The organism is Streptomyces sp. NPDC008086 (genome assembly GCF_042957325.1).
Taxonomy (GTDB): domain Bacteria; phylum Actinomycetota; class Actinomycetes; order Streptomycetales; family Streptomycetaceae; genus Streptomyces.
Genome location: NZ_JBIBIA010000002.1, coordinates 358,939 through 378,850 on the forward strand (window position 1 = coordinate 358,939; position 19,912 = coordinate 378,850).

At 69.9% G+C, this 19,912-nt stretch carries 17 protein-coding genes and 1 pseudogene; 8 read left to right on the plus strand and 10 right to left on the minus strand.

What is annotated here, in order from left to right; all coding sequences use genetic code 11:
- The first annotated feature begins 15 nt into the window (after nucleotides 1-15).
- Nucleotides 16-1,014, plus strand: coding sequence for an aldo/keto reductase (locus tag ACFZBP_RS07600; RefSeq protein WP_391410876.1), 999 nt, complete (start codon nucleotides 16-18; stop codon nucleotides 1,012-1,014).
- Between the two features lie 63 nt (nucleotides 1,015-1,077).
- Here the strand turns inward: ACFZBP_RS07600 and ACFZBP_RS07605 are convergent, their stop codons facing one another.
- The 3 genes from ACFZBP_RS07605 to ACFZBP_RS07615 are packed head-to-tail and all read right to left on the minus strand — an operon-like array spanning nucleotide 1,078 to nucleotide 3,492.
- Complete coding sequence (locus ACFZBP_RS07605) at nucleotides 1,078-1,944, minus strand: SDR family NAD(P)-dependent oxidoreductase (RefSeq protein WP_391410878.1); 867 nt, start codon at nucleotides 1,942-1,944, stop codon at nucleotides 1,078-1,080.
- On the minus strand, nucleotides 1,941-2,282 hold the full coding sequence (locus ACFZBP_RS07610) for a cupin domain-containing protein (protein ID WP_391410880.1): 342 nt from the start codon (nucleotides 2,280-2,282) through the stop codon (nucleotides 1,941-1,943). The genes ACFZBP_RS07605 and ACFZBP_RS07610 overlap by 4 nt, the downstream gene beginning before the upstream one ends.
- Nucleotides 2,272-3,492, minus strand: a complete 1,221-nt coding sequence (locus tag ACFZBP_RS07615; protein ID WP_391411599.1) for a phosphotriesterase — start codon at nucleotides 3,490-3,492, stop codon at nucleotides 2,272-2,274. The genes ACFZBP_RS07610 and ACFZBP_RS07615 overlap by 11 nt, the downstream gene beginning before the upstream one ends.
- Before the next feature lie 50 nt (nucleotides 3,493-3,542).
- Between ACFZBP_RS07615 and ACFZBP_RS07620 the strand changes: the two genes are divergently transcribed.
- From ACFZBP_RS07620 to ACFZBP_RS07630, 3 genes are read left to right on the plus strand one after another with little or no spacing between them, the layout of a single operon-like run.
- Nucleotides 3,543-4,268, plus strand: a complete 726-nt coding sequence (locus ACFZBP_RS07620) for an SDR family oxidoreductase (protein WP_383456145.1) — start codon at nucleotides 3,543-3,545, stop codon at nucleotides 4,266-4,268.
- Nucleotides 4,265-5,533: an MFS transporter gene (locus ACFZBP_RS07625; RefSeq protein ID WP_391410883.1), complete on the plus strand. Its 1,269-nt coding sequence runs from the start codon at nucleotides 4,265-4,267 to the stop codon at nucleotides 5,531-5,533. The genes ACFZBP_RS07620 and ACFZBP_RS07625 overlap by 4 nt, the downstream gene beginning before the upstream one ends.
- Nucleotides 5,526-7,061 (plus strand): FAD-binding protein, encoded by a 1,536-nt coding sequence (locus tag ACFZBP_RS07630; protein WP_391410885.1) that lies wholly within the window; start codon nucleotides 5,526-5,528, stop codon nucleotides 7,059-7,061. The genes ACFZBP_RS07625 and ACFZBP_RS07630 overlap by 8 nt, the downstream gene beginning before the upstream one ends.
- A 90-nt stretch (nucleotides 7,062-7,151) precedes the next feature.
- On the opposite strand, the pseudogene ACFZBP_RS07635 reads toward ACFZBP_RS07630, so the two are convergent.
- The 4 genes and pseudogenes from ACFZBP_RS07635 to ACFZBP_RS07650 form a co-directional block, all read right to left on the minus strand.
- A pseudogene (locus ACFZBP_RS07635) lies at nucleotides 7,152-7,925 on the minus strand (helix-turn-helix transcriptional regulator); the annotation flags it as partial.
- Between the two features lie 291 nt (nucleotides 7,926-8,216).
- On the minus strand, nucleotides 8,217-8,594 hold the full coding sequence (locus ACFZBP_RS07640) for an STAS domain-containing protein (RefSeq protein WP_391410887.1): 378 nt from the start codon (nucleotides 8,592-8,594) through the stop codon (nucleotides 8,217-8,219).
- A gap of 270 nt (nucleotides 8,595-8,864) precedes the next feature.
- Nucleotides 8,865-9,131 carry a hypothetical protein gene (locus tag ACFZBP_RS07645; RefSeq protein WP_391410889.1) on the minus strand — a complete coding sequence of 89 codons (267 nt, stop codon included), beginning with the start codon at nucleotides 9,129-9,131 and terminating at the stop codon, nucleotides 8,865-8,867.
- 5 nt (nucleotides 9,132-9,136) lie between these two features.
- Nucleotides 9,137-9,745, minus strand: coding sequence for a DUF5994 family protein (locus ACFZBP_RS07650; protein WP_391410891.1), 609 nt, complete (start codon nucleotides 9,743-9,745; stop codon nucleotides 9,137-9,139).
- Nucleotides 9,746-9,972: 227 nt separating this feature from the next.
- Here ACFZBP_RS07650 and ACFZBP_RS07655 point away from each other — a divergent pair, with 227 nt between their 5' ends.
- The gene (locus ACFZBP_RS07655) at nucleotides 9,973-10,407 is read left to right on the plus strand and encodes a SpoIIE family protein phosphatase (protein WP_391410893.1); all 435 of its coding nucleotides are present in this window, start codon (nucleotides 9,973-9,975) and stop codon (nucleotides 10,405-10,407) included.
- A 14-nt stretch (nucleotides 10,408-10,421) separates the two neighbouring features.
- On the opposite strand, the gene ACFZBP_RS07660 is transcribed toward ACFZBP_RS07655, so the two are convergent.
- Nucleotides 10,422-11,105 (minus strand): hypothetical protein, encoded by a 684-nt coding sequence (locus tag ACFZBP_RS07660; RefSeq protein WP_391410895.1) that lies wholly within the window; start codon nucleotides 11,103-11,105, stop codon nucleotides 10,422-10,424.
- 830 nt (nucleotides 11,106-11,935) lie between these two features.
- Between ACFZBP_RS07660 and ACFZBP_RS07665 the strand changes: the two genes are divergently transcribed.
- Nucleotides 11,936-12,334 carry a DUF5994 family protein gene (locus ACFZBP_RS07665; RefSeq protein ID WP_391410897.1) on the plus strand — a complete coding sequence of 133 codons (399 nt, stop codon included), beginning with the start codon at nucleotides 11,936-11,938 and terminating at the stop codon, nucleotides 12,332-12,334.
- Nucleotides 12,335-12,739: 405 nt separating this feature from the next.
- Here the strand turns inward: ACFZBP_RS07665 and ACFZBP_RS07670 are convergent, their stop codons facing one another.
- The gene (locus ACFZBP_RS07670; protein ID WP_391410899.1) at nucleotides 12,740-13,219 is read right to left on the minus strand and encodes a DUF5994 family protein; all 480 of its coding nucleotides are present in this window, start codon (nucleotides 13,217-13,219) and stop codon (nucleotides 12,740-12,742) included.
- 960 nt (nucleotides 13,220-14,179) lie between these two features.
- Between ACFZBP_RS07670 and ACFZBP_RS07675 the strand changes: the two genes are divergently transcribed.
- Nucleotides 14,180-14,371, plus strand: coding sequence for a DUF5994 family protein (locus tag ACFZBP_RS07675; RefSeq protein ID WP_391411601.1), 192 nt, complete (start codon nucleotides 14,180-14,182; stop codon nucleotides 14,369-14,371).
- Between the two features lie 92 nt (nucleotides 14,372-14,463).
- On the opposite strand, the gene ACFZBP_RS07680 is transcribed toward ACFZBP_RS07675, so the two are convergent.
- The gene (locus tag ACFZBP_RS07680) at nucleotides 14,464-17,826 is read right to left on the minus strand and encodes a discoidin domain-containing protein (protein WP_391410902.1); all 3,363 of its coding nucleotides are present in this window, start codon (nucleotides 17,824-17,826) and stop codon (nucleotides 14,464-14,466) included.
- 650 nt (nucleotides 17,827-18,476) lie between these two features.
- Here ACFZBP_RS07680 and ACFZBP_RS07685 point away from each other — a divergent pair.
- Complete coding sequence (locus tag ACFZBP_RS07685; protein ID WP_391410904.1) at nucleotides 18,477-19,907, plus strand: AbfB domain-containing protein; 1,431 nt, start codon at nucleotides 18,477-18,479, stop codon at nucleotides 19,905-19,907.
- The last annotated feature ends 5 nt before the right edge of the window (nucleotides 19,908-19,912 follow it).

The following is a 19,912-nucleotide window of genomic DNA, read 5'->3' on the forward strand; positions in this document are numbered from 1 at the left end:
CCACGAGGAGAAGGCATGACCATCACCACACCGCATACCCTGGACCGCGTCCTGCTCGGCGGTCGACTGGAGGTGTCCGCGATCGGCCTCGGCTGCATGGGCATGGCCGAGTTCTACGGCGACCGCGACGAAGCCGAGTCGATCCGCACCATCCATGGAGCCCTGGACCGGGGCATGGACTTCCTCGACACCGCGGACATGTACGGCGCCGGCCTGAGCGAGGAGATCGTCGGCCGTGCGCTGGCCGGCGGACACCGCGACCGGGTCACGCTCGCCACCAAGTGCGGGCTGATCCGGACCCCCGACGGCGTACGGGTCGACGGGAGTCCCCGGCACATCGCCGAGGCCATCGACGCCAGCCTCAAGCGTCTGGGCACCGATCACATCGACCTGTACTACCTGCACCGGGTCGACCCCCAGGTGCCCGTGGAGGAGTCGGTCGGCGCCATGGCGGAACTGGTCGCCGCCGGAAAGGTACGGCACCTGGGGCTCTCCGAGGCCGGTTCGAAGACGATCCGCGCGGCGCACGCCGTGCACCCCATCACGGCGGTGCAGACCGAGTACTCCCTCGCCAGCCGCAACCCGGAGCGCTCGGTGCTGCCCACGGTGCGGGAACTCGGCATCGGCTTCGTCGCCTACAGCCCCTTCAGCCGCGGGCTGCTCTCCGGCGAGCTCTCCGGGGCCGAGCTGGCCCCGGACGACATGCGGCGCGGTCTGCCCCGGTTCTCAGAGGACAATCTCGACGTCAACCAGCAGCTGGTCGCCAGGATAGGCGAGCTGGCATCCCGACTGGGCTGCTCACCGGCACAGTTCGCGCTCGCGTGGCTGGTCGCGCAGGGGGTCGTACCGATCCCGGGCGCTCAGAAGCGTACGCACATGAACGAGAACGCCTCCGCGGGAGCCGTCACTCCTACCCCCGAAGTGCTGCGGGAGGTCGACGAGATCGCGCCGCCCGGTGCCTTCGCGGGCGAGCGCTTCCCCGAGCACCTGCTCGCCATGGTCCAGGAGGACTGAGAACACCGGACGGGCCCGGGTGCGATCAGCGCACCCGGGCCCGCCCGGTGTGTCCGCCTTCTGTCACCAGGACGTGCCGCTCGCCCGCTCCGCGGGAGCGATGAGCTGGTCGGTGAGGGAGGTGAGCCGCTGCTGGGTGCCGGCGCTGTAGGCGAGACGGTGCGCCTTGGCCCGGCGGCTCTCGTTGTAGTACTGGCCGCTCACGCCCCGGGCCCCCTCGTCGAGGGCGTGCAACACGGCGGCAGTCCCCTCGGCCACCGAGGACCAGGGACGCACGCCGGCCTCGATGACCATCGTGGTGTCCATGTAGTTCGCGGGGTGCACGCAGTTGACCCTGATGCCCTCGCGGGCGTACTCCTCCGCGATCGTGAACGTGAAGGCGGCCAGCGCGAACTTGCTGCGGGTGTACGCCTCCATGCCGTCGTAGCGCCGGGTGAACTGGACGTCGTCCGGGTCGAAGGGGCTCTGCCCGATCGACCCGATGTTGAGCACCTGTGCCGTACCCGCCGCACGCAGCGGCGAGCGCAGCGCGCGGGTGAGGACCACCGGCGCCAGGTAGTTGACGGCGAACCTCAGTTCGTAGCCGTCCCGGCTCAGCTCGCGGTGGCGTGCGTCACGCCCCGCGCCCACTCCCGCGTTGTTCACGAGCAGCCCCAGCGAGGGGTGCGCCGCGGCCACCCGCCGGCCGAGCTCGGCGGCCTCCTCCAGCGAGGCGAGGTCCGCGACATACGGATAGGCCGTACCGCCCGCCGCGCGCAACTCATCGACGACGGCGGTGCATTTGTTCTCGTCCCTGCCGTGCACCAGGACGATCCAGCCCCGGTCGGCGAGGGCCCGCGCGAGGCTCCGGCCGAGACCGGAGGTGGCCCCGGTGACCAGGGCGGGGGCGCTCGGCGACGGTCGTTCTGCTGGGCCCTTGTGTCGGCTCATGAGTTCGGTCCTTCCTCCGGCGCGCCGGGCGTGCGGAGTTCGATGGCGACCATGACGAGAGTCCGGTCGGAGAGGTTGTGGACGTAGTGCCGCATCGGCAGGGACTCGCCGCGGTTGTGCACCACCTGTCCCGTCTCCAGCGACACGGCTTTGATCAACTCGCCGTTCTCGTCCAGGGATTCACCGTGCGCCCCGGAGAGCACGACGGTCACCCACGGGTGGCGGTGGGTGTGGGCGGGCCGCCGCTCGCCGGGGGGTACGGTCTCCACCCAGCACTTGACATGGTCCTCGTCGATGAGCAGCTCAGCCCCCAACTCCTCCCAGGGCTCAGGCGGCATCCCGCGCCTCCGTTCCCTCGCCGGAGGGGCGGGGCGCGGCGATCCCCGAGAGCAGGCGCCGCGGGTTGTCGACGAGGAGGGTGTGCACCGTCGCCTCGTCGACACCCGGCTCCTTCAGGAGAAGCGGCAGTACGCGCTCGAAGAGATGGACGTAGCTCCAGCCCGGATACGTACGTTCCCGCTGCTCGGCCGTCAGATAGTCGATGTGCACCGGGTGGTCCTGCGAGACGAGCAACTGGGCCGTGTGGCCTGCCCGGACGAGCGCGGCCAGGGTGGCGTTGCGCTGCTCGTCGGGGGCGAAGGGTGTCATGCCGTAGCGGTCGTAGCCCAGGACGCATCCGGTGTCCGCGAGGGCACGCAGGCCCCTGAGGTCGGCCGAGTCCCCTGCGTGCGCGACGACCACGGAGCCCGCTGCCACGCCCTCCTTCTCCAGGAGCCGCACGAGGTGGACGCCGTTGCCCTCGAACGGGTCACAGTGCACCACCACCGGCACGCCGGTGTGCCGGTGCACCTCGGCGACGACGGCGGCCATCCGGTGCGCGGACGCGTCCGGCGGGGTGCGCTCGCAGGCGAACTTCACCAGGCCGGCCCGGACTCCGCTGTCCGCGATGCCGGTGGTGACATCCCGCAGGAGCAGCTCGATCAGCGGGTCGTCCGCCTCGATGGCGGCGCCGGGGCCCCGGAAGCGGGCGAAGAGCGGTATGCCGTCGACGCTGTAGACACCGGTGGCGACCACGATGTTCACCGCGGTGCGCTCGGCGACGGCACGCACCAGGCCGATGTCGCGCCCCTGTCCGAGCACCGTCATGTCCACCAGGGTCCGCACCCCGGCCGCGTACGCCTGCTCCAATTGACGCACGGCCTCGCGCACTCCGGCCTCACGGTCCCACAAGTGGGGGAAGTTCGACTGGAATTCGGAACTCAGCACGAAAAGATGCTCGTGCGCGAGCGTGACACCCAGGTCCGCCGCGGCGACCGGCCCGCGCACCGTCGGCACCGGGTCGTGTGGGAGGGGACTTTCCGTACGCACAGAGAACCGCCTCGGAATATCGGAACAACCGCCATTGCGCCGGGCAGGTCGATGCACCCGACAACAGCCCATGGTGGCCCTCCCGCGAAGGCCTAACCAGGTGGTGTTCCAACTAGCATGAAACTCCGTCTCCCTGCCTCTGGCGCGAGCTGACAGCGTCGATTCCGGCCGGGCGGTCATCTCCGGGCCGGCCGACACGCATCCCGTTCGCTCGTCACCAGGAGACAACTTTGTCCGCTTCCCCCTCTTCCCTCTCCGGCGCCCGTGTCGTGGTGATCGGCGGCTCGTCCGGCATCGGCAAGGCGGTGGCCCGGCAGGCCGCCGCCGCGGGTGCACAGGTCGTCGTCGGCTCCCGTTCACCGGACAAGCTGGAGCAGACCGCCAAGGAGATCGACGGCATCACCACCGGTGTCGTGGACGTGACCGACGAGGGAAGCGTCGCCGCCTTCTTCGCGGGCATCGACTCCCTCGACCACCTCGTCGTCTGCCCCGGCGACATGGCCGTCGGATCCGTCTACGACGTGTCCCTCGACTCGGTGCGCGCCGCCCTCGACACCAAGATCGTCGGCCAGCTGCTGAGTGTTCGGCACGCCGGCAAGAAGATCTCGGGCCAGGGCTCGATCGTGCTGATCGCCGGTGCGGCCGGCTTCAAGTCGTACGCCGACATGAGCGCGACCGCCGCCGCCAACGCGGGCATCGGCGGCATGGGCCGCTCCCTCGCCGTCGAGCTCGCCCCGGTGCGCGTCAACGTCGTCGTGGGTGGTCTGATCGACACCCCGCTCTGGTCCTTCCTGCCCGAAGACGCCCGTGCGGGGCTCTTCGAGCAGACCGCGCAGAGCACCCCGGTGGGCCGCGTCGGACAGCCCGACGACGTCGCGGCGACGGTGCTCCACCTGCTGGAGAACACCTTCGTGACCGGCGCGGTGCTGCACGTCGATGGCGGCGGCACGCTGTGAGCGATGCGGCGCACGGCGGCGCGACGGGCCTGGCGGGGCCCGCTGCGCCGCCGCGGCCGCGGGTCGGCCGGATCACCGTGCTGCTGCTCGCGGCCGCCTGCGGTCTGTGCGTGGCCAACCTGTACTACCTTCAGCCGATCCTGCCCGAGCTCGCGGCCTCGCTGCACCGCACGCCCGGCTCGCTCACCTCGTCCGTCTCGGCCACCCAGTTCGGTTACGCCCTCGGCCTGTTCGCGCTGGTGCCGCTGGGCGACGCCGTCGACCGCAGACGGCTCCTCACCGTCCTGGTGACCACGGCGGCCGCGGTGCTCGCGGTGATTCCCTGGGCCGACGGCGCGCTCCTCGTCGGCCTGTTCTTCCTGCTCGGCCTGGTGAGCGTCGCCGCCATGGTGATCGTGCCGCAGGCCGCGGGCATGGCACCGCCCGAACGACGCGGGCAGGTGGTGGGCACCGTGATGACCGGCGTCATCCTCGGCGCGCTGCTGTGCCGGACCTTCGCCGGAGTGGTGGCCGACCTCGTCGACTGGCGGGCCGTGTTCTGGGGCGCGGCGGCCCTGATGCTCGGGGTGGTCGTGGTCCTGCGGCGCATCCTGCCCCCGCAGCCCCCCGTGACGCTCCTGACCGCGCGCGGGTACGCCCAGCTCATCGGCTCGCTGTTCTCCCTGGTCCGGGCACGGCCGGTGATCGTGGAGCGCTGCCTGTACGGCGCTCTGGGGTTCGCCGCCTTCACCGTGCTGTGGACCGCCGTGCCGCTCCGCCTGATCCAGGGGCCCTACCACTACGGCTCCGCCGCGATCGGCGCGATGGGGCTGCTCGGTGCGGGCGGCGCCCTCGGCGCCAACCTGGCGGGCAGGTTCGCCGACCGGGGACGTCAACGGGTCTTCACTGCCGCCGCGTTCGCCCTCATCGCCGTGTCGTTCGCCGTGGTGTCGGTCCTGTCGTCCTCACTGCTCATGCTCGGCACGGCGATTCTCCTGATCGACTTCGCGGTCCAGGCCGCACACATCTCCAACCAGACGACGGTCTTCGCCCAGGTCGGCGACGAGATGCGCAGCCGCGTCACGACCGTCTACATGACCTGCTACTTCCTCGGCGGTGCGGCGGGCTCCGCGCTGACGGGCCCCCTCTGGGCGCACGGCGGCTGGCCGGCCACCGCCCTGCTCGGCTGCGCCGCGGGCACCTGCGCCCTGCTCCTGCTCCTCGGCCACGCGGCGGTGCGCCGCGCAGCGACCTCACGAAAGGCGACGGCCGCCACCGATGACTGACATATCCGATCCCGTCCTTGCCGTGCCCGGCCGCCCGGCACAGGGGGTGCCGGCGATCACCCCGGCCGACCCCCGCTACCCCTCCCTCACCACGCGGTCACGCAACACGCGCTTCACCGGCCGGCCGGACCGGGTCCATGTGCCGCGTACCGCCGAAGAGGTACGCCGGGCTGTCACCGCCGCCGTGCGCGTTGGGTCGCGGCTCGCGGTGCGCGGCGGCGGCCACGGCCTGGAGGGCCTGGTGGACGACCCGGCGGTGCGCACCCTCGTGGACCTGTCCGAGCTCAACGACGTCACGTACGACCAGGACCGGGCGGCTTTCGGCATCGGCGCGGGCGCGCTGCTCGGCTCCGTCTACCGCTCCCTGTACCTCAACTGGGGCGTGGCCGTGCCCGGCGGCACCTGCCCCTCGGTCGGGCTCGGCGGCTACGTCCAGGGCGGAGGTTTCGGCGCGCTGTGCCGACGGCACGGGCTGATCGTCGACCACCTGGAGGCGGTGGAGGTCGTCGTCGCCGACGGCACGGGTGAGGCGCGCACCGTGGTCGCCTCCCGGGCCTCCTCCGACCCGCACCACGAACTCTGGTGGGCGCACACCGGCGCGGGCGGCGGCAACTTCGGAGTGGTGACGCGCTATTGGTTCCGCTCCCCGGAAGCAGCCTCGGACGCCCCGCAGGATGTGCTGCCCCGCCCCCCGAAGACGGTTCTCTTCGCTTCCGCGGAGTGGCCCTGGGAGTCGCTGAGCGAGCGGGACTTCGCCAGGCTCGTCCGCAACCACGGCGACTGGCACAGCACGGAGGACGGCACGGACCCGACGTACGAGAGTCTGTACAGCGCGTTGTACCTCAACCAGCACGCGGTCGGCCGGATCACTCTCAGCGCGCAGCTGGACGGCTCGACTCCCGACGCCCGGAACCGGCTCGAGGAGTACATCGCCGCCGTGGGCAGCGGGGTACGGACCCCGTGCCGGATCACCTACACGGCCATGCCCTGGCTGAGGGCCACCCAGCGGGACGTGGAGAACAGGGGAGAGCTGACACGCTCCAAGAGCAAGGGCGCCTATCTGCGCCGGCCGTATTCCGCCGCGCAGACCGAACTGCTCTTCCGGCGCCTCTCCGACCCGGACTACGACGGTCATACCACGGTGGTGCTGTTCTCCTACGGCCGGAAGGTCAACACGGTGGACCCCGCGGCGACCGCCGTCGCCCAACGGGATTCGGTCCTCAAGAGCTATCTCGGCACGTACTGGACCGATCCTGCCGACGACGAGCGGCACATTCGCAGACTCCGTGAGCTCTACCGGGATTTGTACGTGGAGACGGGCGGAGTGCCCATCTCCGACGCACGTACCGACGGCTCGTACATCAACTATCCGGACGTGGATCTGGCCGATCCGCGCTGGAATAGCTCAGGCGTTCCCTGGCACACGCTGTACTTCAAAGGGAATTACCCCCGGCTCCAGCGGGCCAAGGCCGTCTGGGATCCGCGGGATGTCTTCCGGCACGCTCTGTCGGTACGAGCGTCCGATTGAGCCTCCGACCGAGCGGAGCCGCACCCTGATCCGCTCCTCGACCAGATCGCGGAAGCGGGCGATCAATCGGCTGTCCAGTACGGGCTGGTAGACGACGAGGGTGGCGTCCACGCCCGCGAGCCGCAGCTTTACATAACCGAGTTCGATCCGCCCCAGAGTCGGGTGGTCGAAGCAGCGTACGGACGGCACGGACGGAGCGAGGTCGAGCCGCTCCCACAGTTCCTGGAATTCCGGGTGCTCGACGCGCAGGTCTTCGATCATCTTCGCATATGCGGGATGGGCGAGTTGATCGGCGGCCTGGGCACGGAAAAGCGCTGCCGCCTCTAGGGCGTCCTGCTCCCAGTTCGGGTACATTTCCCGGGCCCGCTCATCGAACATCATCATGAGGGTGTTGCGGCGACTGTGTCCCAAGGATTCGAAATAGGGAAACAGTGCACAGAATCCCTGATTCCACGCCAGCACATCGAACCGGTGATTCACAATGAATGCAGGCAGCGGATCCTGGAATTCAAGGAAGGTTAAATACTGCTCCGGAATGTGCTCCCGAGAGCAGGGCGCCCGTCCCGCCGGCGGTAACTCACCGGCCAGCCGGAACAGATGCCCGGTCTCCGTCGCATCGAGCTGCAAGGCCCGCGCGAGACCGTTGAGGACCTGGCTCGACACCCTGATCCTGCGGGCCTGTTCGAGCCACGTGTACCACGTCACGCTCACCCCGGCGAGCTGCGCGAGCTCCTCTCTGCGCAGGCCCGGCGTACGGCGGCGCCCGTACGAATTCTTGATGCCGACAGCTTCCGGCGCAACCCGTTCGCGTCGGTTGCGAAGGAAGGCGGCGAGCTCTTTTCTCTGCTGTTCGGTGATTGCCATAATGCGCTCCCCTTCAGCATCATTGACCCCGTCGGATTACCATGGGCACGCCGATAGTACACCCTTCAGTCATTGAATGGGCGCAACGGACACCGAACGCAACGGCAGCAAATATGCCACTTTTGCGGACTTTTTTCGAAGACTTTTGACTTGCCGCTACCGTGCGCCTCCGCCTTAACGCTCCGGACATCTTCGAATCTCGCGGAGCGCGATCCATGTTCGAAATGTAAGACGAGATTTTACGAACGCATGAACAGGGGCGAGACATGTGAACTGTGCCCGGGTACCCGTTCAGCGCGGACCAGGACGTCGTGGCTTGTGCTTTGCCCGAGCTGACAGAGGTCGAACGGCGTGGAGCTCGTGGAGCAGGAAGCCGGAGCCGGTGATCCCGATCATGCGGGCCAGGGTCGGCGGCGGGTAGTGCGGTCGCAGGGTCGTTCCGGCATCGGTGGCCGGCCCTGATGCCGTGAGGAAGGCGTTGAGTCCGCCGGCGTCGCAGAAGGTGACCGCCGTGAGATCGACGTCGGTGGTGCGGATGCCGTCGCGCAGACATGCGGCGAGTGCGGTGCGCACGAGCGGGGCGGTGGCCAGGTCGATCTCTCCGGCGAGGGTGACCAGCGCGCGGGTGGCCTGGTCGTGCTGGTGGGCGTTCAGTTGTGAAAGGGGCATGGCTCCTCGGTTCGACGTACGAAGTAGCCGTCGGACGGTGCCACGTGGCTCGGCCTGGTTCCATTCGGGTTCGGCCCTCGTGGCGTGCCGTCGATACGGGGTGGGGCGTGCGCTGTGACGGGTGAACGGCCGGTCCGGCAGCCTGGGTTGGCGAGCACGGTGACGGGTGACGGATCGATCGTCCGGGATGCGCCACGGGCCGGAGGGAAGGTCCGCGTCCAGCGGGGGGCATCGTGCTGCGGCCGGGGGCTTGGGCTGCGGGCGGTGCTGTCAGTTCGGGCGGCGCCGTTGGTTCGGCCGGCCGGCCCGGTGGGACCCGTCGTCGTGACGGTCACGGCGGCCTGCGGTGCCGCTCCCTCTCGCCCGGCCGCGGGCCTTCCGCGGAGCCGACAGGGCCGGGCCCGGGACAGGCATCCCGGAACGGCCGTAATGGAAGGCGGCCATGCGGTCACTGTGCTGCGCGTTGAGCAGATGGATGAGCAGCACCCCGAAGGCGATCATCGCCAGGACCACGATCACGGTCACGAACGTCTCCACGGTCCTCACCTCCCCGTCGGCTGATGCGGCGTCACGGCGGTCACGGCGGTCACGGCCGGGATCCGTGGACGTGCGGCCGGATCGCGGGCCGCATGTCCTCCTTCGGAGTCCCAGACCGCTTCCAGGGACCGGTCGGCCTCGTACACCGTCCGCCGGCGCGCCGCCTCCTCCATCAACCGGCTCGCGGTCGAGGTGCCCAGTGGGTCGCTCGCGGCGGCCATCAGCCAGGCGGCCGAGACGGGAGTCGTCTGTGGCGGGACCACCAGGAGGTTCCAGCGGCCCGTACGGTACGAGAGCAACAGCAGCTCGTGCGGGTCCTGCTCGGCCAGGAACCAGCCCACCTTCACGACGTGCCCGGCGACGGGCACCTTGCGCGGAACGACCGGCCAGTGGGTGGGATTCACCGTGACCCGGGTGATCCGCCCCCACGACGAATCCAGTACGGCGGCCAGGGAGGGGAGTTCGGCCCCGAGATCGCGGGAGCGGGGCCACCATGCGCCGTCCAGAAGCGCCGGTGCGGGGCCTGTGGGAGCCAGCGACAGACGCAGAGCGGACGAGGAGAACGAACGGTCATCGGCTTCGGCTGTCGGCGGGAGGGAAACGGTCGCAGTCATGACGCGGACCCTGCCCCGGGCCGACCGCAACCGGCCCGGCGTATTCGATCGCCGAAAACGACACGAGCCTGGAAGCCGGTGCGCGAAATATCCTCGGTGATTTCAGCCTACTCCCCGGACAGGCCCAACGGTTCGTACGGCCAGCGGAGAAACGGTCCCTTGTGCCCCGCCCGGAACCTTCGCCCCGAAGGCACCAGTCCGAACCGGCCGCCAGGCGGTGGCAAGGGATGATCGGCGTTCGTCGCGCAGCCCCCCGCGACGGGGCACCTGGGCAAACATGCCATCCCACTGCGCCTGCGCAGGGCCGGACACTGCGGTGGACGAGCGCGGGACATCCGCCGCCGCTCCTCCTGACCCGGAGGGCAGGCGCAGTACCTCGAAGCTGGACAGGGCTGGTCCTCGGCGCCCCCATGGGCACCGGCGAGGGCCGGCCGAACGCCACACAGCCCCTGCCCCCGGGCTCCACCCTGCTGCTCTACACCGACGGCCTGATCGAGATCCCCGGCAGCGACTTCGGCACCGGCCTGGACCGGCTACGCCGCCATGCCCTGACGCTCGCCCACGCGCCACTGGACACGCTGTGCGACCGGCTGCTCGCCCGTATGCCGCCCCGCAGCACCGACCACGTGGCTCTGCTCGCCCTGCGTCTGCCGACGCAGTGACGAACGACGGGTGTTCAGGCTCCGAGGATCAGCACACGGAAAGGCCCCGGTGGGAACGCTGACGTCCGGGGTGCGTCGCCTTCGACGTACCGCCACCCCCAGGACCGCAACGCCTCGGCGGTCCTGCTGTCGGAGCGGCTCACCAGCATGACGCCGAGCGCGGCGCCATGGTCGGTGAGCAGCCGCTTCTGGAGGCGCCGGGCAAGGTTCCAGGGACGGTCCTGGTTCTCTCTGCGCACCTGGGGCGGAACGAGTATCACGGAGATCACGAAGAGGTGTCCGCAGGCGGCGGCGCGCAGCAGGCTCCCGGGCAGATATCCGTCCAGGCCCTCCCACCAGGGCCCGTCGCCGCGTACGGGGAAGCCGTACGCGCATCCGGTCAGCTCGGTGGACTCCGCGATCACCAACTCGAATCCCGGTCGGCGCACGTCTGCCGCCAGCCGGCGCAGAAAGGCGCTGCGGGCCTGGTTCCACGCCCAGGGGCCACCGCCCGAGGTCGTTGCGTACAGGTCACCCAACTCTCCTACGCGGTCCTCGATCTGACCTCGGGTCAGCTCACGGACACGTTCACCCGCGCGTGGGGACGAGCCTCGCTCCGGCCCCGGCCGACGCTGCTTGCGGGTACCTCGCCGGTCCGGGCCGACGTGCCCCCCGAGGAGTTCGGTGCTCGTCGACGGAACCGGCACGTTCACGGTCATAGGGCTGGCCCTGCCCCGGGCACGGACGAACCCGGGCCCGGTGTCGTCGCTCGCCGAGGGCGGCAACCGTGTCGGAGCCGGTGCGCGAGGAACTCTCGGTGTCCTCCACCGTACTCCCGGCTGCGATGCCCCGCGGTGGACCGTGGCCGGACGGTGCCCAGAGCGGTGGGCCGGGTGCGGCGGCGCCGTCCGCTGCCGCCGGCCGGGATCGCAGGGAGCCACGGAGTACGGTGGACGTACTGAGGGCATGTCGCACACCGGCTCCCGCGCCGGTCTCGTCCTCGGCGAGACACACTCGCCGGAAGACCCGCTGCACCGCGGGCTCTCCCGAGACAGGTCGGCATGATGGCCTCGGCCCCTGAACCCTTCACGGCTCGCCCACAGCGCTCCTCGGCGCCCCTTTCCTCCCCTCCCTCGCGGCCTTCTCGCCCCTCCCGCCTTCGCCCGAGCGGGCAGCCCGGCGCCGCGCGGGGTCTCCCCGCCACCGGCTCTCAGCCGGAGCCCGACCCGCGCGGGACCGTCCTGCGGTTCTTCACGACCGGCGCCGTCGCCCCTTGGCACAGCGGTCCGCTGTATTCGGTTGACTGACCGGCAGGACGCGAACGCGCCGGACACCGCCCTCGGCATGGCTGCGTTCCTCGTGCACCGGCTCCCACACGGTTGCCGCCCCCGGACCACGCACAAGAGACCGGCCGCCACGAGGCGTTGAGGCAGAGTCGCCCGGCTCACTGGAGCGGCACGTACACAGGGGACGGAGGCGACATCCATCCGGGACTCGACCGCCGCGCCCGACCCGAACCAACCGCTCCCAAGCACCTGAAGGAACCCTCATGACCACCACAGCGCCACGGCCCTCGCCCACCAGCCCTCACCTCCGTCTGCGCCTCGCACCCGCCGGCACCCTGCCGCGCCGCCTCGACGGCGTGTGGTGGCCCCGTTCCGACGACCTCCTGGCGGAGCTTCCGCAGTTGCTCGCCGGACTGCCCCGCGCCTGGGGTCACATCGCGGGCATCACTGTGAACGGAGCGGCCTGGTCCGCGGCACCGGGCCGGATGCTCGTGTGCAACAAGGTCGTACGACTGCGCAAGGCCGTCGCACGACATTCGCCGAACACCGTGGTCCTGCTCGCTCCCGGCCAGGGCCGCTGGGACCTCCTGGTCGTGCCGCCCGACACCACCGAGGAGGATGCCGAGCCGCTCATGACCGGTGCGCTGAGCTCCCCCGCCTGACGTCGGCGGGCTCGCCGGTCTCCCCTCGCCACCGCGCAGGACGCCCGGCGACGGATGCTTCCCGCGGGGCCCGTGCGACGGGCGTCGACAGGCCAGGCGTCGGCGCCTCCGCACAAGGCGCCCTCACCGACACCTGCAACCGCTCCCGGACACCCGCGGCGGACCGGTGGCACTCCGCCGCGCCGGGCAGCCCCACCCGCCTGTATCTCGCCGCCACCAGTCCGGACAATGCCCGGCGATCAGCTCCGGGATGAATCTGCCGTTCGCCTGCATGACGGTGAGGCGCACGGCGAACCGCGGCAACCCGGCCGCCGGATCTGCCGGCTCGGCAGGGGAGAGGCACTCGTCCGGCTCTTCCGGCCCGCGATCCCGTGGTCGGCTCGATGGTGACGATGAGGGTGTCCCTCAGGGCGCCGCGCTCCCGGTCCCGGTGTCGATGAGGATCTGTTCCGCCCCGGTGACGTTGTCGGGCCGGACAGCCTGGGCCATGGCGGCGTGCGCGGCCTCGGGTGTCGCGTTCGGCGGAATCACCAGCAACGAGAAGACGTCCTCTGCCCCCCGAGTGATCAGAACAGTGTCGTCACCGACGGCGAAGGAGTCGATGTGCACCACACGGTCGTCGACGACGATCCGCGTCGGGAGCCCTTCCCAGGCCACGGCATCCAGCCCTACTCGGGTGACGGGACCGAGGTGTTCGGTGAGGGCCGTCACGAGGGCGGGCAGCTCGGCACCGATGTCCCGGGACCGCGGCCACCACGCCCCGTCGAGGATGCCCGCGCGCGACTGCGTCGTCTTCAGCCGGAGCAGTGCGCTCCCCGGCCGGAGGTCGGAAAGATCAGCATTGGGCAGATGCCGTGAACCACGGGGTGTGTCGGAGTCGACCATGAGGAACCTGCCCGTCTTCGAGGTTCGGCGTGTCCGGCGAGTACGGGATCAGAAGGTGCCTTCACCACGTTACTCCGCGTGGTGAGTGAAACCGGCGCGAGTCAGCCCCCTGGCCTCCTGGCGGCGGTGGCGTCACGGCGGTCCTGGCCCGGGCATCGCGCCGAGCGCGGCCTCGTGGACCGTGAGCGGCCCTTCTCCGGCGGCGGGACACCGGGAACGCAGCGGCCCGGGCGCCGATGAGCGGTGGTCCTCGGTACGTCCACCGGCTCCCGTACCGGCAGCAGGAGACCCACCTGTGGGTGGGCTCGCCGAGTTCGGCATCGTCGCGACGGACCCCGACAGCGCCCATCGGGCGGCCCGGTTCCTCATCGCAGGGTGCACGAGAACGGTGTCCTGGGGTAGTGGTCGAACTGTCGTCCTCGCCATTCCGCTCCGGCATCAACGACCCGGGCGGGAGAGCCGCGGTCTGGGATGTGATCCGCAACGCTCTGGACAAGGCACTCGCCGCCGCGGCGGTCCGATCGAAGGCACAGCTCTGCCGTCCGCTGTCTCAGCCGGACGGCAGAGCGGGCGGACGAATTGAACGCTGGCTCACTGCCGAACCGGCACGCGACGCGACCTCCGCTCACCGTGTCCCCGAGCGCCCTGCCGCCGAAACGCCCACGCCCAGGACTTCCGCCCACCGATTGTCGAGCTCAGCTTCAGAACCAGGCACCCACGCGGACCCTCGACAGCCCCGCACCCTCGCCCCGGTTCAGCAGGTGTACGTCATGGCCGGCGCACTACGGCGGTGGAAGTTGCCCGTACGCCGGCTCCCCGTCGATGTCGTTCTCGGCGCACCGCGACGCCGGTCCGTCGCAACGCGGCCCGGGGGCAAGGGCCGCGACATGAACGCGCCCACCGGTCAACGCGCCTCGTCCGACCGAATTCACCCCTCTCCTTCGGCCCGCCCGGCTCACCCTGCGCCCGCCGACCTTCCCGCCCGGCCCGGTGAGCGGCGCCTGGTGGACCCGTTCCGACGACCTGTCGGCCGAACTGTCCACTCTCATCGCGGCGTTCGACCCTCCAGGAGAGAACCACGGCCGCCGGCGCGTACCGTTGTCTGCTGGTCGCGACCATGGCGAAGCCCGCGCCCGTGGGTCAGCTCGGTGAGGACGCACCGGAGGGTGCTGTTCGCTGCTGTTCGCCAGGGCTGCCCGCCCTGCACACGAGTGCGTGCGGGGCGGGTGTGTGGCCCTGGCGTGCTACTTGATGCCTATCTCGGCCAACTGCAGGCGGTACTTGTTGCTCTCGTCAGTGGCCGGCTTGCCGAGCTTGGTCGCCCTCAGGCGCAGGTAGCGGCCGGTGGCCGAGGTGAGGGTGTAGGTCTGGGCGGCACCGCCCGGGTCGGCCTGGCCGGTGACGGTACGGGCGGTGGTGTACGTGCTGGATCCGTCGGCGCGGGTCTGCACCGTGAAGTCCACGGGGAAGTTTGCCGTGCCGCCGCCGGCTCCGCCGGTGTCGGTGCGCGGGTGCAGGGTGACGGAGCCGATGGACCGGTCGGCGCCGAGGTCGACCTCGATCCACACGGGTGTGGCGCTGACGTCGGCAGAGGCGAAGTCGATGGTGGTGAAGCCCTTGGCGCCGGTCACGCTGGTGGTCGTGCCCTCCAGGATCCGGGTCTTGCCCCAGTCGCTGTTCTCCAGCGTGCAGTTGGCCTTCACGGTCGTCGCGGCGGTCGGAACGGTGAGTTCGGCGAGCTGCAGACGGAACTTGGCGGACTCGTCGGACGCCGGGGTGCCGAGCTTGGTGGCCTGCAGGCGGACATAGCGGGCGGTGGTGGTCCTGAAGCCGTACGTCTGGACAAGCCCCTGCGGGTTGGCCTGGCCGGTGACGGTGCGGGCGGTGGTGTAGGTGCCGGATCCGTCGGGGCGGGTCTGGATCGTGAAGTCGACGGGGAAGCCCGCGGTCCCACCCCCGGCCGCCTGGATGTCGGTGCGGGGGAAGAGGCGAACGGCGTCGAGGTCGGTGTCGGCGCCGAGGTCGATCTCCACCCAGACGGGGTTCGCGCCGACGTCGGCGGAGGTGAACTCGTTGCTGGTGTATCCCCGGGCGCCGCTCACGCTGGTGAGCTTGCCGTCGGTGAGCCGGTTCTTGCCCCAGCTGCTGTTCTCCAGGCTGTTGTTGCTGGTGACCGGCCGGTCCAGGGCGAGGTTGTCGAGGCGGCCGGTGCCGGTGGCCGTGAACGTCCAGGTGCCCGGCTGGACCTTGAAGTAGACGTACGAGGAGTCCTTGCCGTCAGAGCTCAGACCGCTGACGCTGCCGGTGGAGGAGCCGCCGGTGAAGACGGTGGTGCCGTTCGCCTTGATGACGGTCTGGGAGCCGCCGTAGGTGGGCACGCCCACTCGGGCGGTCGTCCCGCTCGGCGAGGTGAGCGTGAGGGTCGCCTGGGTTCCGTCGCGGGTGATGCCGAAGCGGATGTCACCATGGACGGTCGGCGTCACCGTATTGATCTTCGTGAGGGTGCCGGTCTGCGGGATCACCTCGTACGTCTCCCAGCCCGCCGTGGTGGGGCGCACACCCGCGGCGTAGGCGGACAGGGCGTACAGCGGGCCGCCGTTCCAGGCGTGGTTGTCGGTGCCCTCCGACTTGACCCACACCTCCCACAGGGTGTGGCAGTCGGGGTCGGTGACCTGTGCGGCGAAGCGGTTGCGCATCCGCTCCTCGGCGACCGTGGCCGCGCCCATCAGATACAGCGCCTCCAGGACGTAGAACTCCATGTAGGGGCTGGCGTTGAGGTGGGTGCGCAGCACGTTGGTGATCGACGGGTAGTGGCTGGGCGCGGCCAGGCCCGCGACGACGGCGAGGGCGTTGCCCCGGTCGTCGGTGTCACCGTTGTAGCCGGGCGAGCGGTACTCGTTCTTCGTGGCGTTCCACAGCAGGGAGTCGAAGTTGGCCTTGATGCTGGCGCGCTGGGCCTGCCAGCCGGCGACGTCGCCGTCGTTGCCGCTGAGGGCCGCGAGCTTGGCGGCGGTGTCCAGGGCCAGGTAGTACCAGCAGTTGTTCAGGACGCGGGTGTCGATGTTGCTGCCCCAGTCCTGCCAGTCCCAGTCCCCGCTGCGGTGGGCCACCAGACCGTCGCTGCCCAGGCCCCACAGGTCCAGGTACTTCTTCACCGCCGGGTAGGCGCCGGTGACGGTGCTCGTGTCACCGGTGTAGAGGTGGAACGTCCAGAACGACCACACCGAGGCGAGCATCTGGTTGGGCAGCTCGGCGGTCCAGATGGTCGAGGGCATCGGGGAGTAGAGCGCCCCGCTGTCCTTCCCCCAGGCCGCCAGCTGCGCGATGGCCTTCTTGCCGAGGGCGTGGGACTTGGTGTCGAAGGTGTAGAAACCCTCCTTCAGCTGGTTGACCACATCACCCCACCACTGGGCGCGTTCGCGGGTCGGGCAGTCCATGTAGTTGTCCCGCATGTTGACGTACATGGTGCGGGCGGCCTTGGTCCACACGGTGTCGAAGAGGGCGTCGCTGCTGGTGAACGACCCGTCGAAGTCGGTGTCGTAGCCGCTCTCCCGGTACTTGAGATCCAGGATCGTCACGCCCGCCGGGATGGTGTACCGCACCGCCGTACCGCTCATCCAGCTCAGGGCCTCGAACTCCTGGACCCCGCCGGCGCAGACGTAGGTGGCGCGGACGTTGAAAATGGTCTTCTGGTCGATGCCCACCAGGCCCTTGCCGTCGTCGTAGTGGTCGGTCTGGATACCGATCACCGCGCCGGCCGGGGCGTCCACCTTCAGGTACGGGGTGACCTGGATGTTGGACGGCAGGGTGGCCGAGATCGCTGTGGAACCCTGGCCGGTGGCCGGGAGTGAGGAGGCGTTGGTGTAGGACTTCAGGCCGGAGTAGCGGAACTGCGGGATCGGCCGCTCGACGAGGCCGTTCCAGGGCGCGGCGCCGGCGGCGCCGAAGTCGGTGGGGGCGCTCCAGGCGCTGTCGTCGAAGCCGGAGGACTGCCAGTCGGCCATGGCGGCGGCATTGCGGGCGTCGTAGTAGACGTTCGATTCCGGCAGCCGGAAGTTGACCTGCGTGCCGGTGGTGTTGTTCGAGTAACCCGGGTGGACCTTGTGCTTCCATCCGGTGTCACTGACCAGCCGGGTGGTGGTGGAACCGGTCTCGATGTCGGACTGGAACAGCAGACCGCCCTTGCCGCTGCTGCTGTGTGAGAAGCCCTGCTTGCCGAAGTACTGCACCAGCAGCGCCACCGTGTTGGTACCGCTCGTCAGGTAGGGGGCGAGGTCGATCTCGTCGTAGTAGGTGTCCGTCCGGTTCGGACCGCGCTTGAGGCCGCCTTCGAAGACCACGAGGGTGCCGTTGACCCACAGCCAGTACTTCGAGTCGGCCGCGATCCGGGTCACGGCCTTCGAGGGCGCGGAGCCCAGGGTGAACGATCTACGGAAGGCCACCCACTGGTTCGCCGAACTGGAGGGCGCCCAGATCCACTTCGCGGTCCACGAGACCGCCGCGGAGGCCTCAGGCGCGAGCCCGGGCAGCGCCAGGGAACCCAGGGTGGGGGCCAGGGCCACGGCTATGGCCGAGCGCAGAATGTTGCGGCGCGTCACATCGTGCATCGCGGAGCTCCTAGGAGACGTGCGGAGAGCGGAGAGGACGGCAAACGCGTCAGCAGCCCGGGGTGAGAAGCGGCGGAGTTGTTGCTTCCGGAGAGGGATTGAATCGTTTCAGTCATGTGTTTGCAGACGGGATCCTGGCCCCGGCGCAGGGGCCATGTCAACGGCCGTGCAACCGGAACTTTCGCGAGCGGCCCGAGTGGTGTCGGGAGGTCCGCGCAGTTCGAGGGGATGGGGCGCGGAGGGTTCCACCGCGGCGGGCGGTCAGGTGCGCGGGCTCGGGGGCCGTACCGGCCAGTTCCATTGACGTACTCTCGGCCGACACTTATCTTCTGCACGACCTTGCGAACATTGTTCGATTTTTCGAACCGCGGCTGTCAGAAGGGACAGCCCGTGCCGCGCGCCCGGCACCGACTCACTCCTGTGACAGCTCTGTCGGCCCTCTCCGCTGTCTCGTCACCCGGCCCGCCACCGCGGGGTTCCGGTCACCGCCGCGCCCACGCGAAACCCGCGACACCTCGGCCGCTGACCACGCAAAACGCAACGTTCCACCCCACGGATCCGGCACCTCCCAAACGGCACGGACGCCGGGCCTCACCCTCCACCCCCACCCTGCACCTGATCACGGCACCGCACTAAGAACAGGAACGCATATGCCCGCGGTTCTCTCCCGGCTGGCAGCGATATTCGTCGCCGCCTGCCTGCTCTTCACCGCCCAAGTCGTGACCACACCCCAGCGGGCCGCCGCCGCCGACCCGGGGTACCTGATGACGCACTTCATCGGGGAGGGATCGACGGGCCAGCAGATGTACTTCTCGTACAGCGCGGACGGTCTGAACTGGACCGATCTCAACGGCGGCGGGATGACCCTGCGGTCCACGGTGGGTACGCGCGGGGTGCGTGACCCCGCCCTCGTCCGATCACCCGACGGCAGCAAGTACTGGATCATCGCGACCGACCTCTGCATCGGCTGCGGCCAGTCGTGGGGGGACTCGACCTCCAACGGCAGCCGCAACTTCGTGGTGTGGGAGTCGAGCGACCTGGTCACCTGGTCGCAGCCGTGGCTGCTCAACGTCGCGGGCGCCATCCCCGACGGGCGCAACGCCTGGGCCCCGGAGGCGATCTGGGACTCGGCGACCAACAGCTACGTCCTGTACTGGGCGACCAACGCCACCCTCAACGGCGTGCTGAAGCACCGCATCTACTACGCCCGCACCTCCGACTTCCACACCATCACGACCCCGCAGATCTACATCGACCGCCCCGGCACCCAGGGCATCATCGACACCCAGATCGTCGAGGTCCCCGCCGGCGTCGGCACCTACCGCTACGTACGCGCCTCCGGCGACGGCCAGATCACGCTCGAGGGCAGCAACTCGATCCTCGGCACCTGGACGAACATCGGCAACCTCTCCGGCATCGGCCTGACCGGCTCCCAGGTCGAGGGGCCGATGTGGATGCAGTTCCGCGACCGCAACGAGTGGACCCTCTACCTCGACCAGTACGCGGCCGGAAAGGGATACATGCCGGTCGCGACGACCAACCCGTCCGCCGTCGGCACCTACCAACTCCCGACGTCGGGCACCTACTCCATGGGCGGCACCAAGAAGCGCCACGGCTCGATCCTGAACCTGACGGCCGCCGAGGACGCCCGGATCCAGACGCGCTGGGCCAACGTCCCGGCCAAGCGGCTGCAGTCCTTCAACTTCCAGGACCGCTACGTGCGGCACAGCAACTTCGACGTGCGCATCGACCAGAACGTGACCGACGACGACGCCAAGTTCCGGCCGCGACCCGGCCTCGTCGGCTCCGGCACCATCTCCTTCGAGTCGGTCAACTTCCCCGGCTACTACCTGCGCAGCGACGGATCCGACTTCCAACTCGTGCACAACGACGGCACCACCCAGTTCGCCGAGGACGCCACCTTCCGGCAGGTCGCCGGACTCGCCGACTCGGCCTGGTCGTCGTTCCAGTCGTACAACCACCCCGACCGGTACATCCGCCACTACGCGTTCCAGTTGAAGCTCGAAACGATCACCACCGCGACGGGGCGCAGCGACGCCACCTTCCGTCTGACGAGCTGACCCGA